Annotated in this window: 8 protein-coding genes; 1 reads left to right on the forward strand and 7 read right to left on the reverse strand. The window is 59.7% G+C overall.

Annotated elements, in window-relative coordinates; genetic code table 11:
* Nucleotides 1–70: 70 nt before the first annotated feature.
* From hrpA to QIT27_RS00145, 4 genes are all read right to left on the reverse strand, one after another.
* Nucleotides 71–3,982: an ATP-dependent RNA helicase HrpA gene (hrpA, locus tag QIT27_RS00130; RefSeq protein WP_285262829.1), complete on the reverse strand. Its 3,912-nt coding sequence runs from the start codon at nt 3,980–3,982 to the stop codon at nt 71–73.
* A gap of 203 nt (nt 3,983–4,185) precedes the next feature.
* Complete coding sequence (locus QIT27_RS00135) at nt 4,186–5,859, reverse strand: AMP-binding protein (protein WP_285262544.1); 1,674 nt, start codon at nt 5,857–5,859, stop codon at nt 4,186–4,188.
* Nucleotides 5,860–6,009: 150 nt separating this feature from the next.
* Complete coding sequence (locus QIT27_RS00140; protein ID WP_253017336.1) at nt 6,010–6,804, reverse strand: class II glutamine amidotransferase; 795 nt, start codon at nt 6,802–6,804, stop codon at nt 6,010–6,012.
* A gap of 27 nt (nt 6,805–6,831) precedes the next feature.
* Nucleotides 6,832–7,254: a hypothetical protein gene (locus tag QIT27_RS00145; protein WP_285262545.1), complete on the reverse strand. Its 423-nt coding sequence runs from the start codon at nt 7,252–7,254 to the stop codon at nt 6,832–6,834.
* A 62-nt stretch (nt 7,255–7,316) separates the two neighbouring features.
* Between QIT27_RS00145 and QIT27_RS00150 the strand changes: the two genes are divergently transcribed.
* Nucleotides 7,317–9,383 carry a S9 family peptidase gene (locus QIT27_RS00150; protein WP_285262546.1) on the forward strand — a complete coding sequence of 689 codons (2,067 nt, stop codon included), beginning with the start codon at nt 7,317–7,319 and terminating at the stop codon, nt 9,381–9,383.
* Here the strand turns inward: QIT27_RS00150 and QIT27_RS00155 are convergent.
* The 3 genes from QIT27_RS00155 to QIT27_RS00165 are packed head-to-tail and all read right to left on the reverse strand — an operon-like array spanning nt 9,355 to nt 15,999.
* Nucleotides 9,355–9,945: a biliverdin-producing heme oxygenase gene (locus QIT27_RS00155; RefSeq protein WP_285262547.1), complete on the reverse strand. Its 591-nt coding sequence runs from the start codon at nt 9,943–9,945 to the stop codon at nt 9,355–9,357. The genes QIT27_RS00150 and QIT27_RS00155 overlap by 29 nt on opposite strands.
* Nucleotides 9,946–9,955: 10 nt before the next feature.
* Nucleotides 9,956–11,446 carry a GAF domain-containing protein gene (locus tag QIT27_RS00160; RefSeq protein WP_285262548.1) on the reverse strand — a complete coding sequence of 497 codons (1,491 nt, stop codon included), beginning with the start codon at nt 11,444–11,446 and terminating at the stop codon, nt 9,956–9,958.
* On the reverse strand, nt 11,443–15,999 hold the full coding sequence (locus QIT27_RS00165) for an EAL domain-containing protein (RefSeq protein WP_285262549.1): 4,557 nt from the start codon (nt 15,997–15,999) through the stop codon (nt 11,443–11,445). The genes QIT27_RS00160 and QIT27_RS00165 overlap by 4 nt, the downstream gene beginning before the upstream one ends.
* Nucleotides 16,000–16,163: the final 164 nt, after the last annotated feature.

The raw sequence follows: 16,163 nt of genomic DNA on the forward strand, positions 1-16,163 counted from the left end.
TCAACGAATGTCTTGCAGGCGTGTCCGTCCTGCTCTAAGGGGCATCGCGCTGTGCGATGCACCCAGCGTGTCAAAGACGAGTGATCTCGTCCCAACGTTTTTCCAGGCGCTTCACGGATACCGGCATCTTCGTACCGAGCTGCTGAGCAAACAGCGAAACGCGCAACTCTTGTATCCACCAGCCGAAGGCCACCAGCGCCGGGTCTTCGGCATCGCCGCGTCGCTCGCTGTTACGCCGCGCATCGAAACGTGCTTCGAGCGCTTGGATATCCTGCATCATCATTTGGTCACGGCCGCGTTCGCGTGCCGCCTTTTCAAGCCGGATCAGCGCTGCCTCGGTATAGCGCGGATACTCATCGAGCCACTCCCCGGCATCGCGAATGAAGCCAGGATAGACCAAGCGCTGCATCTGCGCGCTCACATCGCTATAAACGAGCGCTAGCGCAAAGTTGAGCCTCCCTTTGAGCACTTTGGTCACGGCCAAGTGCCCTTTGAGCGCAGCCTCGACACGCTCTAACAGTAACGTCGCGTGTGGCACCAGCGCCTCGTCGGTGACCTGGAGGCGCTCGGCCAGCTCTCCGGCAGAGCGCGGCAGCGGATCCGTGGCGACCACTTGCGTAAAGACCGCCAGCAGCAAATCATCCACGAGCGCCTGTTTACTACCCACCTTAGCAAAGAGTAACGCGCACTTTTCCACGCCCGGTAAGCGCTTGATCGCTTTGACCTGCTCGGGCCGCTTGGCGATGGCTAACCGGGCAACACCTTGTTGGTGGGCCGCCGTTGCTTTTGCCGGATGGTCGAATAGCGCCACCTTGAAATGATGAGAGTCGGCCACCAGCGCTGGGTAGGCCTCCACGCGGATACCGGCCTGAGTCGTCACCCGCGACTCTGGCAGCGGTGATTCTGGTAACTCGTCCAGCGTGGGCGCTTGGCTTGCCTGATCGGCCAGCGCCTGGGCGCCTGCACTCGCCGCCTCTTCGAAACGCCGCTCCAGCGCACGCACGTCGCGCCCTTGGCCCAGCGTGTTGCCCGCATGATCGACGACCCGCACGTTCATAAGGAGGTGCGGCGGCAGCAGATCGAGACGCCAATCATCCGGGTGAACGCGGGTGGCGGTGCGGCGACGAATGAACTCGCCCAGCGCTTCGGTGAGCGGCCGCTCATCGGGCACCAGCGTCTCAAGCGCGGCATCGACCCAGTCGGGAATGGGTACCACTTGGCGGCGAATACTTTTCGGCAGCGATTTCAGCAGCGCAATGCACTTTTCACGCAGCAGCCCCGGCACCAGCCACTCCAACGCGTGCACAGGTAGCTGCGGCAGCATGGCCGCAGGGACGGTGAGGGTCACGCCATCATCGTCGGCGTCCGGGTCAAAGTGGTAGCTGACCGGATACGCGACGCCAGACAGCGTTAAATGATCCGGATACTGCGCCTGAGTGACGTCATGGGCGTCCCTGGCTTTGAGAGCGTCGATATCGAACTTGAGCAGCTCAGGCTCTTGGCGCTCGGCCTGCTTACGCCAGTGTTCGAAACCCTTGCCATTGACGACATCGACGGGGATTCGCTCATCGTAGAAGGCAAATAGCGTCTCTTCATCCACCAGAATATCTCGCCGACGGGCGCGATCTTCCAGCGCTTCTACCTCTTCGATCAGCGCACGGTTATGGGCGAAGAATTCTCCTTTGGTTTGGAACTCGCCTTCCACCAGCGCTCGACGAATAAACAGCTCCCGCGACTCTTGAGGCGCAATGGGCCCGTAATGAACGCGACGACGCACCACGATCGGCAGGCCAAACAGGGTGACTTGCTCGAAGGCGACCACCTGAGCACGCTTCATTTCCCAATGAGGCTCGCTGTAGCTGCTTTTCACTAGGTGTTGCGCTTGTGGCTCAATCCACTGCGGGTCGATCTTGGCAACGGTGCGCGCAAACAGCTTGGTGGTTTCAATCAGCTCGAAGGCCATGACCCACTTGGGCGTTTTCTTCGCCAGACCAGAGCCGGGGTGAATCATGAACTTGCGGTTACGCGCGCCGAGGTACTCTCGGTTCTCAAGCAGCGTACCCAAATTGGAGAGCAGGCCAGACAGCAGCGCCTGATGCAGCTTGCCCGACGTTTTGCGTCTGGCCTGTTTGGCCTGCTCTTCGCTCTCGTTCTCATCACGAGGCAACGGCGCGGGTACTTCGATGTCCATATCCCGCAGCAGTTGGCGCAACTGGCGGAAGGTATCGTGCCACTCGCGCATGCGCAGATAGTTAATGTAGTGCTCACGACACCAGCGGCGCAGCTGGTTGCCCGACAATGCCTCGCGGGCGTTTTCGATGCCGTGCCACAGGTTCAGCAGTGCCACGAAGTCGGAGTCCGGGTCGTGCCAGCGCTGGTGCGCTTGATCGGCGGCCTGACGCTTATCGGCGGGCCGGTCACGGGGGTCTTGAATCGCCAGCGCCGACACCACGATCAGCACATCCCGCAGGCTGCCTCGCTCTGCACCGGCCAACACCATACGGGCCAAACGCGGATCAATGGGCAGCTTCGCTAGTTTACGACCCAAACCGCTGAGCTGCTGCTTCTCGTTGACGGCGCCGAGCTCGAACAAAAGCCGGAAACCATCTTTGACGAAACGACCGTCGGGCGGGTCGACGAAGGGGAAGTCTTCGATGCTGCCGAGCTTTAGCGCCAGCATCGACAGGATGACCGACGCAAGGTTGGTGCGCTGAATCTCCGGGTCGGTGAATGCAGGGCGTGACAGAAAATCCTCTTCGTCGTAAAGGCGGATACACACGCCTTCCGCAATCCGCCCACAGCGACCCTTGCGCTGGTTAGCACTGGCCTGACTGACCGGCTCGATGGGCAGCCGCTGGATTTTCGCTCGGTAGCTGTAGCGGCTAATGCGTACAAGGCCAGGGTCGATGACATAGCGAATTCCCGGCACGGTGAGCGACGTTTCAGCCACGTTAGTCGCCAGCACGATACGCCGTCCCCGGTGGGGAGCAAACACCCGGTTCTGCTCCTCGTTAGAGAGGCGCGCGTACAGCGGCAAAATCTCGGTGCCTTTTAAATCCGCACGGCGCAGCGTATCGGCGGTTTCGCGGATCTCCCGCTCGCCGGGTAAAAACACCAGCACATCGCGGGGGCCATGCAGCCAGCCTTTTTCACGCTCGATTGTTTCGATCTCACGCACGGCATGCAAAATCCCCTCCTGCAGCGTGCGGTCATCCTCATCCTCTTCGCTGCGCGCCAGGGGGCGGTAGTGGACATCTACCGGGAACGTGCGGCCAGACACCTCGACCACCGGCGCAGGCGTGTTAGGCGAGCCGAAATGGGCCGCAAAGCGCTCCACGTCGATCGTGGCGGAGGTGATGATGACTTTCAGATCTGGGCGCTTGGGCAGCAGCCGCTTGAGGTAACCCAGCAAGAAATCGATGTTGAGGCTGCGTTCGTGGGCTTCGTCGATGATCAGCGTATCGTAGCGCAGCAGCAGCGGGTCGTGCTGCGTCTCAGCCAGAAGAATGCCATCGGTCATCAGTTTGACGAGGGTGCTCGGCGAGCTTTGGTCGTTAAAGCGCACCTGATAGCCCACCTGCTCGCCTAGCGGCACGCTCAACTCTTCCGCCAGCCGCCCCGCGACGCTGCGCGCCGCCAGACGCCGTGGCTGCGTATGGCCAATCAGCCCTTTTCGGCCACGGCCCAGCTCCAGGCACATCTTGGGCAGCTGCGTTGTTTTACCCGAGCCGGTTTCCCCCGCCACCACCACCACCTGGTGGTCACGAATCGCAGTGAGAATATCCTCACGTCGCTCTACCACCGGCAGCTCTGCCGGGTAATCCAGCGTCACGCGGAGGCTTTCCCGCTGGGCCAGCAGTTGCTTGGCTTTGTCGACCTCCCGCTCCACCTCGTTCAAGCCGCGGTCGATCGGTTTGTTCTCTCGCTGCCGACGCCGCAGGCCCGCCACCCGACGCGAGAGCCGCTCCTGATCACGCAGCATCACGTAACCCAGCGACTCCTGGAGCGCTGTGAGTGAAGAGGCGTTGTCTTGTGGGGTATCGATACGGGATGAGTGCGTGTCGGTGGTCACGTTAGGCTCGGTTCCATCTCAGAATAAACGTCGGCCCACTCGTAAGTGGGCCGACCATTGTAACGCTTTCGCGAACGAGACGCCTAACGCCTGCTTGACCGAGTGTTCAACCCTTAGGGCGCAGGGGTCGCTTCCTGGTCGCGCAGTTGGCGACGCAGTACCTTACCGACGTTGGTTTTCGGCAGCTCGTCGCGGAACTCGATGTATTTCGGCACTTTATAGGCCGTGAGTTCTTTCTTGCACCAAGCGCGCAGCGTGTCAGCGTCAAGCTGGCTGTTTTTGGAGACCACAAACAGCTTAATGGCTTCGCCCGCGTTTTCATCGGCCACGCCGACGGCCGCCGCTTCCAAGACGTCAGGGTGGGCAGCGACGACATCTTCCACTTCATTGGGATAGACGTTGAAGCCCGACACCAAAATCATGTCTTTTTTACGATCAACGATTTTGATGTAGCCGTCACTCTGGAGCACGGCGATATCACCAGTATGGAACCAGCCGTTTTCATCAATGGCGTTGCGCGTCTCTTCCTCACGCTGCCAGTACCCTTTCATGACCTGCGGGCCTTGCACGCAAAGTTCGCCCGGCTCGCCAAACGGTACATCGTTACCATCAGCATCGACGACTTTCACCGACGTGCCCGCGACCGGCTTACCAATGGTGCCCAGTTGGATCGCATCGTTAGGGTTGAAGCTGACAATCGGCGAGGTTTCCGTTAGGCCATAGCCTTCGGCGATCGGGCAGCCAGTGGTATCTTCCCAGCGCTGGGCAGCCGCTTTGGTCAGCGCCATACCGCCTGAAATGGTCAGCTTCAATTTGGAGAAGTCGAGCTGCTTGAAGTCGTCCCGATTACACAGCGCGTTAAACAGCGTGTTGAGACCGATAAACCCCGTGAACGGCAGCCCTTTGAGTTCTTTGACGAAATTGGGCAGATCGCGAGGATTGGTGATCAGCAGCGAGTGGTTGCCGGTTTCCATCAGGAACAGGCAGTTCACGGTAAACGTGTAAATGTGATACACGGGCAGCGGTGCGATCACCAGCTCTTCGCCGTCGGTCAGGTGCTCGCCGATGGCCGAGCGCGCTTGCAGCATGTTGGCCACCAGGTTGCGGTGGGTCAGCATCGCCCCTTTGGGCATACCCGTAGTACCGCCGGTGTACTGCAGCGCCGCGAGATCGTCCATTTTGCGCTCGACCGGCGTGTGTTTCAGCGACGCGCCCTTCTTCAGCGCATCTCGGAAACCGACGGCACTCGGCAGCGAGTACGCAGGCACCATTTTCTTGACGTGCTTCACTACCGCATTGATCAGCCAGCGCTTGGGGGCGTCGTGCAGGTCGGCAAGCTGTGTCACCAACACATGCTTGATGTCCGTTTTATCAAGCACTTTTTCCAGTTTGTCGGCCATATTGACCAGAATCACGATGGCTTTAGCGTTGGAGTCTTTGAACTGGTGCGCCATCTCCCGCTCGGTATACAGCGGATTGGTGTTGACCACCACCAGTCCTGCCCGTAAGGCACCGAACACCGCCACGGGAAACTGCAAAACGTTCGGCAGCTGAATGGCGATTCTGTCGCCCGGCACCAAGTCGGTTTCATGTTGCAGCCAAGCCGCAAAGTGGGCCGAGAGACGATCAAGGTCGGAAAAGCTCAGCGTTTTGCCCATGCAGGTAAACGCGGGCTTGCTGTTAAAGCGCGAGACGGCCGAGTGAAAAACGTCCGTAATAGAGTGGTAGTGTTCCAACCCCTCAAGCGCTGGCCCGCTCAAAATAGGGGTGTTGGCGTGTTGGCTCATGGGCTATCTCCGCTATCCGTGTCGATGTGAGACCGACCTTGTTATTGTGGTGTGGTTGTATAAAGAGATTAAACGCCAACGATATACGACGTTTATGATACTGTAAAACGATCGATTGAAACTTGCGTTTCAACTTTAGCTTATGCCCTGTCATGCGGGTTTAGGGGTTGGACAGTATCGCGCGTTGATTTCTCCTTCTCGCCATACCAATAGTTCCCCCGGCTCCATACGCTGCCACGCCTCGTTTTGGGTCAGCGGCTCGGTAGCAATCACCGACACGATATCGTTGGGCGTCGTATGCTCGATGAAGTTGACCGTCATCTCTGCATCGGATAGCTCCGCCTCACCAAAGGGGGCGCGCCGAGTGATATGCGCCAACTTGGTGGAGCAGTAGCTATAAAGATAGACGCCGTCGGAGAGGAGTAAATTAAACACTCCCAGGCCTCTCAGCTGTTCACACAGTGCGTGAAGCATTTCCCATAGCGCCTCCGGTGCAGCCGGTGGGGTAGGAAACGCACTGCGCAGTTCGCCCATGATCCAACAAAACGCGTGCTCACTATCGGTGTTGCCAACGGGGGTATAGACCCCTAAAGGTAGCGTCTGCCAGTCGCTGAGTTGACCATTGTGAGCATAACACCAGGGCCGCCCCCACATTTCACGGGTAAACGGGTGCGTGTTGGCCAGTCGCACGCCGCCCACGTTGGCTTGGCGAATGTGGCTGATGACGACGTTGGATTTGATCGGATACTCACAAATCAAGCGGGCAATCGGCGAATCCACGGAGGGGTGAGGGTCTCTAAATTCACGATAGCCGCCCTCTTCATAAAAGGCGATGCCCCAGCCATCGCGGTGAGGACCAGTGCCCCCACCGCGATGCAAGAAGCCTGAGAAACTGAAGCAGATATCGGTTGGCACATTGGCGCTCATGCCCAACAGTTCACACATGGGCCCACTCCTTGGCAGTCCCTCGCATTAGCGGATGACCGGTTCGCGGCGACGCGTGGGCTGAGGCTCCTCCTCCGCTTGGCGACGCGGCGCGGGCTCGACGGCAGACGGACGGCGTCGCCACCACAGCGCAATGCCGATGCCGGCGCCGAGCGCCACGCCGAATACGGCCCACAGCAGGCCGTTACGCATGGCGCTGGCGCTGTGCTCGAAGAAGCCAACGGCGGCGACCATCGCCGAAGGTGCCCAGCCGGTGTAGAACTCACCCTCGTCGACCAGCGGTAAGCGGTAGTTGGCCGGCATCCACATGGCCCCCGCCACGCACCACGTCATCACTAATCTTGGTAGGCGCGGCAAAAAGGACAGCGCAAAATAGACCGCCAGCAGAACCAGCAGTGAAAGACCGTAATAACTGAACCACAGCAGTGACATTGAGTCTGCAAACAGCATAATACCCCTCATGTGGGTGGAAGCACCCGACGTTGATTTCCCGTTATGGTACCTATCAATTTATGAAAGCACAGCCTGGTATGCACGAAGGCTCGCCCGTAGCGCGCTATTATCGCGCCGATGACCCTGAATGGCACTGGTTAGAAAATCGCGATAGCGCTGAGGTCAGCGATTTCATCGCGGCCGCCAACCAGCAGCATGCCGACTGGTTTGCTCCTCTCTCGCCCCTGGCGGACACGCTCTACCGCTCGCATTTGGCACGCAGAGAGTTAGCGGTCAAGAGTCTAGAGACAGCACTTGACCACTTTACGTTCTGGAGCGAGACCGGCGCGGAAGATGATTACCCCTGCTGGTGGCGTCACCCCAACGGCAAGCCTGAGCAAAAAACCTGTTTTCTCGACGTCCGCGAGCGCGCCGCTGACCAGCCCTTCTTTGACATGGGGGACATGGCGCTCTCCCCCGACGAGCAGTGGTTGGCCTGGACGGAGGATACTCAGGGCGACGAGCGCTTTACGCTATGGTTGAAAGCCTTGCCCAGCGGAACGCCCCGCCAGCTACTCAGTGATATCGGCCCCAGCGTTTGTTGGGCGGAAGATCAGCGCGCAGAGGGGGCCACGCTACTGTTCACTCGCTTCGATGACACTCAGCGCCCGGATAGCTTATGGCGGCTATGGGTAGCGTTTGGCGAGGAAGAGAAACAGCCAGTCCCTGAAGTGATCTATCGCGAAGCCGATGCCGAATTCTGGGTCGGCGTGGGCAAAACGCGCTCAAAAGCGTGGTTAATGATCGAGACGGGCTCGAAAGAGACCACGGAAGTGCTCGCCCTCCCTGCCGATCAGCCCAGCGCCCAGCCCATGTGCTTGCATGCTCGCCAACCGGGCGTCGAGGTGAGCATCGACCATCGGCCAGGCACGTTTTACCGCCTACATAATCAGACAGGCCCCCACTTTCAACTGGATATGCGCGCCGAAGGCGATAACGCTAGTTGGCTACCGCTAATTGCGCATCGCGATGACGCAACGCTGGAGGGGGTCGATGCGTTTGAGTGGGGCTTGATACTCGCTGAGCGAAGCCATCAGGATGCGCAGGTACTGCTGCGACGTTTGGAGCTGGATAGTCATCATCAAACGCTGCTTGATAGCTACATTGACCTGCCCGAAACGCCCTGTTCACAGCTGCTGGAAGACTCGCCACACTTTAACGCGCGCACGCTGCACCTGCGCGAAGAGTCGTTTACCCGCCCTCCGAGCTGGTATGCCTTAAACCTAGATAACGGTGTACGCACGCTCTTAAAACAGGTGCCCGTTCATGGCAGCCTCGCCCCAGAGCAGCTAGTCAGCCGCCGAGTCTGGGCCACCAGCCATGATGGCGAGCAGGTCCCAGTCTCGGTCGTCATGCGAGCAGATTTGGCAGGCCAGCCACTGCCCACCCTGTTATACGGCTACGGCGCCTATGGAGAAGCGCTGGACCCCTGGTTTTCGATTGCCCGACTGGAGCTTCTGGAGCGCGGCGTCGCGTTTGCCGTGGCCCATGTACGGGGCGGCGGCGAGCGCGGCGAGCCGTGGTACTTGAAAGGCAAATTGGCCCACAAAGAGAACAGCTTTCACGACTTTTTAGCCGCCCGTGACGCCCTTGTCACCGCCAATATCAGTCAGCCTGAGCGAATGGTCGCCTATGGTGCCAGCGCCGGTGGGCTACTGGTGGGCACGTGCCTCAACCGCGCCCCCGAGGCGTTCTGTGCCGCCGTGCTGGATGTCCCTTTTCTGGATGTGCTGCGCACCATGCAAAACCCAGAGCTGCCGCTCACCACCGCCGAGTACACGGAGTGGGGAAACCCGGAAGCGCCAGAGGTCGCCCAGCGTATCGCGGGCTACTCGCCTATCGACAACATCCAACCGCGCCACTACCCAGCGCTGTGGATCGAAGGCAGCTGGTTCGATACCCGGGTGAGCTACTGGGAGCCTGCCAAGTTCTACGCCCGTGTCACGCAAGCACAGCAAGGAGACGCGCCCATTCTGCTGCATACCGACATGAGCAGTGGTCATGGCGGCGCTTCGGGAAGGTTCAAAGCCTGGCGAGATGCCGCGCGCCAGGATGCGTTCATTCTATGGGCGCTGGGGTTGGTGTAACGGAGTCGGCGGGCAGCGCCGCTGTGAGTGCTTGGATGAACTCGCCGAAGGCCTGCCGAGCGCCTCTCACGGCGTCAGGCCATGCGTGCTCAGGACACGCAACCTCTGCATAGTGCCAAAAGGCAGCCCAGGCGTGGGGAGTCAGCGGCATGTCGGTAAAAAAACGGCATGGCACCTGCTCCCCCAGCATGCGCTGAGCATGGCGCCCTATAAAGTGGCCGCCCAGCCGCGAGCCTTCCAGCACGTAGAGCATGCCTACCCGCTCATACGTATTGACAGGCACGGTGAACGCCCACGCTAAAGGCACTGTTTGGCCCAGCCGCCTGATGTCATGACGCAGCAGCGGCTCACGCAGGGTCAATGCGTAGTGGCCCGGGTCACCACCCACCGTATGAGTCAGCGCCCGCTCTAGCCCGGCAATGGCGGGATAGAGCGCGGCAAGCCCGACGCCGTAGCGTGCCATGTCCAGCCGGGGGCTCAGCAGCGACGCCAGCGCCGGGTGATGATCGACGCGGTGATGGTCGGCTTTCGTTGCCTGCCGGAGCCGCCGGGCCAGTGTCATGGGCGCTGCCTCACTCGCCATCGTGACGCCAGGGCATATTTTTTGCCTGCTGAAGAAGCGCACGCAGCTTCAATAGATAAAGGCGGGTACTGGCCGTCCAAGGGCGGCTGTGGCCCAAGCGCTGCTCGACCCATGCTTCGAAGGAGCGACGCGGCGAGACCACGCTCCCCCCATCACGGTAGTCCACTGGCTTATCGGGATTGCCCCCCCACGTGACGTCGTAAATATGCTCCACACGACACAAGTAGAGATTGACAGTGTGGTGCTGATCAAGAGGGAGATCGCTGATCAAAGCGACGCCAGCCACCTCACTGAGCGGCATGCCAGGACAGTCACGCTGCAGAGAGTCGCTGAGCCAAACATGGGTAGCCTCGGCCGCTGCCTGCTGCGCCACCATGCTCATGACGTGAGGCGTCAAGCCCATACCGTGCTGGTAGTACTCCTCGCCCATCTGCAACATCACCCCATCCGCAGCGAAGGTCTCCATGAGCCAGTCACTCAACTCTTCCCAAGCGCTTTCCAGCTCGCCGTGCCGCATCAATACCGTTTTGGCGTGGTCAAAATGGCGCTGAAGACCGTCGATCACCTGCTGGCGCCGCCGCGCCTTGAAGTCACGCAGGCGAAGGTTAAAGCCCTCGCTCAGAGCACGCATGGAATCCAACTGGCTGACCGTGAGCTGCTTGGGCGCTGCGGCGTGGCAGGAGATCAACGCATCCAGCTCCCCCCCTTGAATAATGGGTAGCGAAATAGCACCGCCCACGCCCATGTTGGCCATGTACTCCAAATGCACCGGCGAAGCGCTGCGCAAATCGACGAAGCTTAAATCGGGTGTGGCATCGGCCTGCGCCGCGTAAATCGGCACGGGGGCGGCGGTGGCATCAGGAATCGTGCGCCAAGGGTTTTTCAAATAGAGCTGACGCGCAATGTAGGGAATATCGCTGGCTGGAAAACGCAGTCCCTGATAGCTGCCCGTCACGCCTTCGCGACGCGCCTCGGCCAGCACCTCCCCATCGCCCTCCGGCATGAAGCGGTAGTACAGCACCCGATCAAAGCCACTGAGCGCCAGCAAGTTCTCCATCAACGTCTGACACTGGGTCGCCAGCTCCTCCCCACTCTCGGGCACGGCAGCCACATGGCTGCTGGCCGACATCGGCGCGGCATGGGCATCGACAGGGTACAGCTCGTAGATCCAACCGTTGCCGTGATGGCTGGTGACCACCACATCGAACTCCTGTTTAGGCGTATCGCACTGGCCAATATAGCGCTCGCCTGGGCCGAGTTCAGGCAGCGCAGCGGTCACATCGTGCAGACAATCCGGCAGCGGCTGACCGAGTCCGACAGGAGGCTCGACGTCGCTCAACAGGGTCTCGGCGTTGGCCGAGCAGTGAGATACCACGCCTTGGGCATCGGTGATCAGCAGTACGCCATGCGGCTGAATGGCGCCTGAGAGGTGCAGCTCCTCCTGCTCACACTGATGGATAAAGCCACGGGGTTGGGTCATGACAAGGCATCCTGGGAGGGGTCGTCGTTAGAAGAGGCGCTGGCGCCGATCAATGTCGTAAATTCGGCCAGCGGTAGCGGCATCGAAAGCAGGTAACCTTGAACAAAGTCACAGCCATTTTCAATCAACCACGTTAATTGTGCAGACGTTTCCACCCCTTCTCCTACGGTGCGAATTCCCAAGGCCTTGGCCATCCCCAAAATAGCCAGCGCAATGGCTTGATCCCCCTCATCGTTGCCACCCAAACCGTCCACGAAGCTCTTATCGATTTTTAGCTCGGCCAGCGGCAGCCGCTTCAAATAGGCCAGCGACGAGTAGCCGGTACCGAAATCATCCACCGCCAGCTTGATGCCCGCTTCGCGCAGTTTTTCAATATTACCCAGCGCCGAGCTAGACCGGTCCACCAGCGTGCTTTCGGTAATTTCTACCTGAACCAGTGAGTAAGGCACTCGGTACTGCTTCAAGCAGCTGAACAGGTGCGTGATGAAGCGCTCTTCCTGAAAGCTGCGCGCCGACACGTTCATGGCGATCGGCGGCGGCGTCAGCCCCTCGTCACGCCACTTGGCCAGTTGGCGGATCAACTGCAAAGCTACGTAGCGGTCCAACTCCAGAATCAGTCCGGTCGCCTCGGCCACCGGGATGAAGTCGGCGGGACTGACCTGCCCCAAATAGGGATCCGTCCAGCGAAGCAGCGCTTCCGCCCCGCATAGCGGGCCCTGGTCGACGCAGACGAACTTCGGCTGATATACCAGCTGCAAACGGCCGCGCTCCATGCCCTCACGCAGCGCATGCTCGATAGCGACATCGCGCATCAAGCGCGCCTGCAACTCGGGTTTGAACAGCTCGAAGCGGTCACGGCCGTTCTCTTTGGCTCGGTACATTGCCGTATCGGCGGCTTTGGTGAGCCCTGCCACGTCGTCACCGTCGTCCGGACAGAACGCCAGCCCAATACTGGACGTCACGAACAGCGCATGGCGGCGTACTTCGAAGGGCTTGGAAAGCGCCTCGACAATACGCTTGGCGACCTGCTCGGCACCTTCGATAGAGGTATCCACGAGAATGATCGTGAACTCGTCGCCTCCCAGTCGGGCAACGGTGTCCATATCGCGTACCAACTCTTTGAGCCGGTTGGCCACTTGGATGAGAAGCTCATCCCCCACGTCATGCCCCAAGGTATCGTTGATACTCTTGAAGTTATCCAAATCCAAAAACATCAGCGCGCTGAGTTGCTCGCTGCGTTTGGCATGGGCAATCGCCACTTGCAGCCGGTCCTGAAACAGCGTGCGATTGGGCAAACCGGTCAGCGCATCGTGAGTGGCCAGATACTCAGCCTGGCGCTGAGACTCCTTGATATGCGTAATATCCGAAAAGACCGCCACACACAGCCCATCGTCTTGGCTGTCCGGGGCGATCATGTTGAGCGTTAGCCACTGGGAAAACAGCGTGCCGTCTCGGCGCTTGTTGAACACTTCGCCTTGCCAATAACCGTGCTGTTTGACGATCTCCCATAGCACGTAGCAGGTGTCTGGCGTCTGCCCCCCGCCCTGGTTTTCGTCTTCGCAATACAGCAAAGGCAGCGCTGGCTGCCCCTCGACGGCGCTGGCGGGGTACCCGGTAATACGGCTAAAGGCGTTGTTGACCGATTGAATGTCACCGAGCGCATTGATCACGACGATGGCCTCGCCCGCTTGTTCAAACACTTTGGAGGCGACCAGCATGTCTCGCTCGGCGTGTTTGCGCGCGGTGATGTCTTCGGATTCGGTCAAGATGAGGTAGGGGTGCCCCTGCTCGTCGCGCAGCACCTGATGCACACAGGAAAGGATCCGCGTAGTGCCGTGCTCGCTGGGAAGCGTGTGCTCGGCCTCCACGATCCGCTGAAAACGCACCGCGTCCATGTCCCTCGCCCATACCGAGCCCGCGTAAACGTCGGGAAACACCTCGAACACGTTGCGGCCGATCAGTTGCTCTTGGGTGAGACCAAAGGCAGTGAGAAACTGCGGGTTGGCAAAGGTATAGCGCCCGTTGAGGTCTTTCAGCGCAATCATTACCGTGCTGTTTTCCATCAGCGCCTGCATTTGCGCCTGGGACTGCCGGAGCTTCGCTTGCACCTGACTGAGGTCGGTCACGTCCATCAGCGTCACCACGAGCAGCTCCACCTCCCCTTGCTGGTTCACGCCGGGGGTGATCAGTCGCTGTAGTAACCGCCCCTCTAGCTCGACGACGTTCTCCACCGGCGAGGCCTGTCGAGAGACGTTTGTCAGCGCCTCTTCCAGATCGTTGAAGACGGTGGGTAGACGTAGCCCCGACACATGGCGCAATAGCGCCGTTGGGCGGACGCTGAACGAGCGCGCGGCGGGGGCGTTATAGCGTTTGAGACACAGCTCGCTATCGAACACCATGAGCGGAAAATCGAGCGCGTCGTAGAGGTAGGTATACTCATCGTTGAGCTTGGTCAATTCGCCCGTTTTGACGTTGAGCTCTTCGTTTAGGCTGATCAGCTCTTCGTTGGTCGCTTGGAGCTCCTCGTTAGAGGCCTCTAATTCCTCGTTCGTAGCCTGAAGCTCCTCGTTGGAGGCCTGAGCTTCTTCGTTGAGCGACTGCATCTCCTCATTGGCGGTCGCCAATTCTTCGATGAGTGATTGAAGATGTTCCCGGGTGGCTTCTAATTCATCTTCCAAACTATCGGCACCATCGAGCAGAGGTGGCTCCATCAACTGATCGAGCGGCAGGCTGGCAGGCTTTTCGATCTCAGCCAGTGGAGCCAACACGATCAGGATACGCCGGTCGTCCTCCTGTTCGGTGAGCCCGCGCACGCTGAGCCGCATCCACTCGTCGTCAAATCGTCGACGCCGCCCCACCTGGGGCTCCCGCTGCTTGTTGAACTGGTGCAGTAGCGACATCAGCTCGCCGCGAAAAGGATCGATCATGACATCCTGAATGCCCACCTGGGTGCGCCCGGCGGGAAAACGCAAGAACCGCTTCACGTCGCCCGCCGTGTGCTGCACGTTGCCTTGCGCATCACACAAGGCCACGGTAGCACCCATGTGCGCTACCAGTGCATCCAGCAGCTGCTGCATATCACGGTCTCTGCGCTTTAGGGGAGAGTTCGTCCGCCTAGAGGTCGGTGCGTTATCCAGCACGTCGCGACTTTCGCCCTGCTTGGCAAACAGTCGTTCACGTCGATCGATAGGCGTGAACAGCGCCTCGGAGTGGCCAATGCTCTCAGAGCGCCCCAGAAACAGCGCGCCCTTGACTTTGAGACCGAAATGAAACCGCTGCAGAACTTTAGACTGGAGCTCATTATCGAAATAGATCAAAACGTTACGACAAGTAATCAGGTTCAAGCGCAAAAACGGCGGGTCATCGACCAAATTGTGCTTGGCAAACACGATCATGTCGCGCAGCGTTTTATTCACTTCATAGAAGTGTTCATGGGCCGTAAAGTAGCGCGCCAACAGCGGTTGGGGTAACGCCTCCAACGCGGCCCCTAGGTAGCGCCCACGCCGGGCGATTTCCAACGCTTCCTCGTCGATATCCGTGGCAAAGACTTGCACCACCGCCTCGCTATCGAGCACACGTTTCGACTCGGCCACCAACAGTGCGATGGAGTAAGCCTCCTCGCCAGTGGCACAGCCCGCCACCCAGATGCGCAGCGGCCCCTTATCGACTTGCTCCACCATGGGATGGATGACTTTCTTGAGCGCGTCAAAGGCACTGGCATCGCGAAAAAAGGCGGTGACAGAGATGAGAATATCGCGCCCAAGCTGCTCCAACTCAGCGGGGTCCTGCTCCACCAGCGCGACGTACTGCTGCATGTCGGCGACCTGGGTCGCCACCATACGGCGGCGAAGCCGACGGCTGATAGTGCCCGGTTTATAGCCTGAAAAATCGAGCTGGCGACGCTCTTTCAATAGCGTCAGTAAGCGCTGCGGCACCGCGACTTGGTTGCCTTCAAGACTCGCGCACTCCAACCTCGCCAGCTCTGCCAATCGTGGGGCCATCTCTTCGACGTCGAGGATATAATCGATGACCCCAGCATCGATCGCCGATTGGGGCATTCCCTCATACTTGGCGCTGCCGGGCGTTTGCACCATGGTAATGCCACCTGCGGCCAAGATCGCCCGCAGCCCGGCGGTACCGTCAGACCCCGTGCCTGACAACACGATGCCGACAGAGGCTTCGTGGGCATCACTGGCCAACGAGGAGAAGAAATCGTTCACCGACGGCTTGGGCACCACATGGGGCAATGCCGCCGTGGTGTAAAACACGCCGTCTTTAATCGTGGCATTGGTATTGGCGGGCACGACATAGATCACCCCCGGTTCGGGGCGCTGCAGGTTTTCGAGCCGCGTCACCCTTAGGCGCGTTTCGCGGCTGAGAATATCCACCAGCATGCTCTTGTGGGTAGGGGAGACATGCTGCAGCACGACAAACGCCATGGGCAAGGCAGGATCAAGCGAGCGGATCAATTTCGAAATGGCTTCGAGCCCGCCCGCCGAGGCACCAATACCCACCACAATAGGCGAGAGAGGAGCAGAGGTTGCAGCCGTCATGAGGTTCCCTTACGAATCGATAGGTCTTTTCCCCAGTCTACACAGCTCGATAGCAAAGCTATATGTTCTCGCTCGATAAACTGCCCGCCTGACCGCTGTTTATCATTTATGAGCCAGGTCTTTTCGCCGACCTAGGCGACAAGGTCGTTACACCCCTTAACATG

The organism is Halomonas sp. LC1 (assembly GCF_030247125.1).
Classification (GTDB): domain Bacteria; phylum Pseudomonadota; class Gammaproteobacteria; order Pseudomonadales; family Halomonadaceae; genus Vreelandella.

Bases quoted from the DNA above. Each gene is read 5' to 3' on its own strand.
- hrpA (WP_285262829.1), bottom strand. From the start codon at position 3,982: ATGCTGCGTGATCAGGAGCGGCTCTCGCGTCGGGTGGCGGGCCTGCGG.
- QIT27_RS00135 (WP_285262544.1), bottom strand. From the start codon at position 5,859: ATGAGCCAACACGCCAACACCCCTATTTTGAGCGGGCCAGCGCTTGAG.
- QIT27_RS00140 (WP_253017336.1), bottom strand. From the start codon at position 6,804: ATGTGTGAACTGTTGGGCATGAGCGCCAATGTGCCAACCGATATCTGC.
- QIT27_RS00145 (WP_285262545.1), bottom strand. From the start codon at position 7,254: ATGCTGTTTGCAGACTCAATGTCACTGCTGTGGTTCAGTTATTACGGT.
- QIT27_RS00150 (WP_285262546.1), top strand. From the start codon at position 7,317: ATGAAAGCACAGCCTGGTATGCACGAAGGCTCGCCCGTAGCGCGCTAT.
- QIT27_RS00155 (WP_285262547.1), bottom strand. From the start codon at position 9,945: ATGACACTGGCCCGGCGGCTCCGGCAGGCAACGAAAGCCGACCATCAC.
- QIT27_RS00160 (WP_285262548.1), bottom strand. From the start codon at position 11,446: ATGACCCAACCCCGTGGCTTTATCCATCAGTGTGAGCAGGAGGAGCTG.
- QIT27_RS00165 (WP_285262549.1), bottom strand. From the start codon at position 15,999: ATGACGGCTGCAACCTCTGCTCCTCTCTCGCCTATTGTGGTGGGTATT.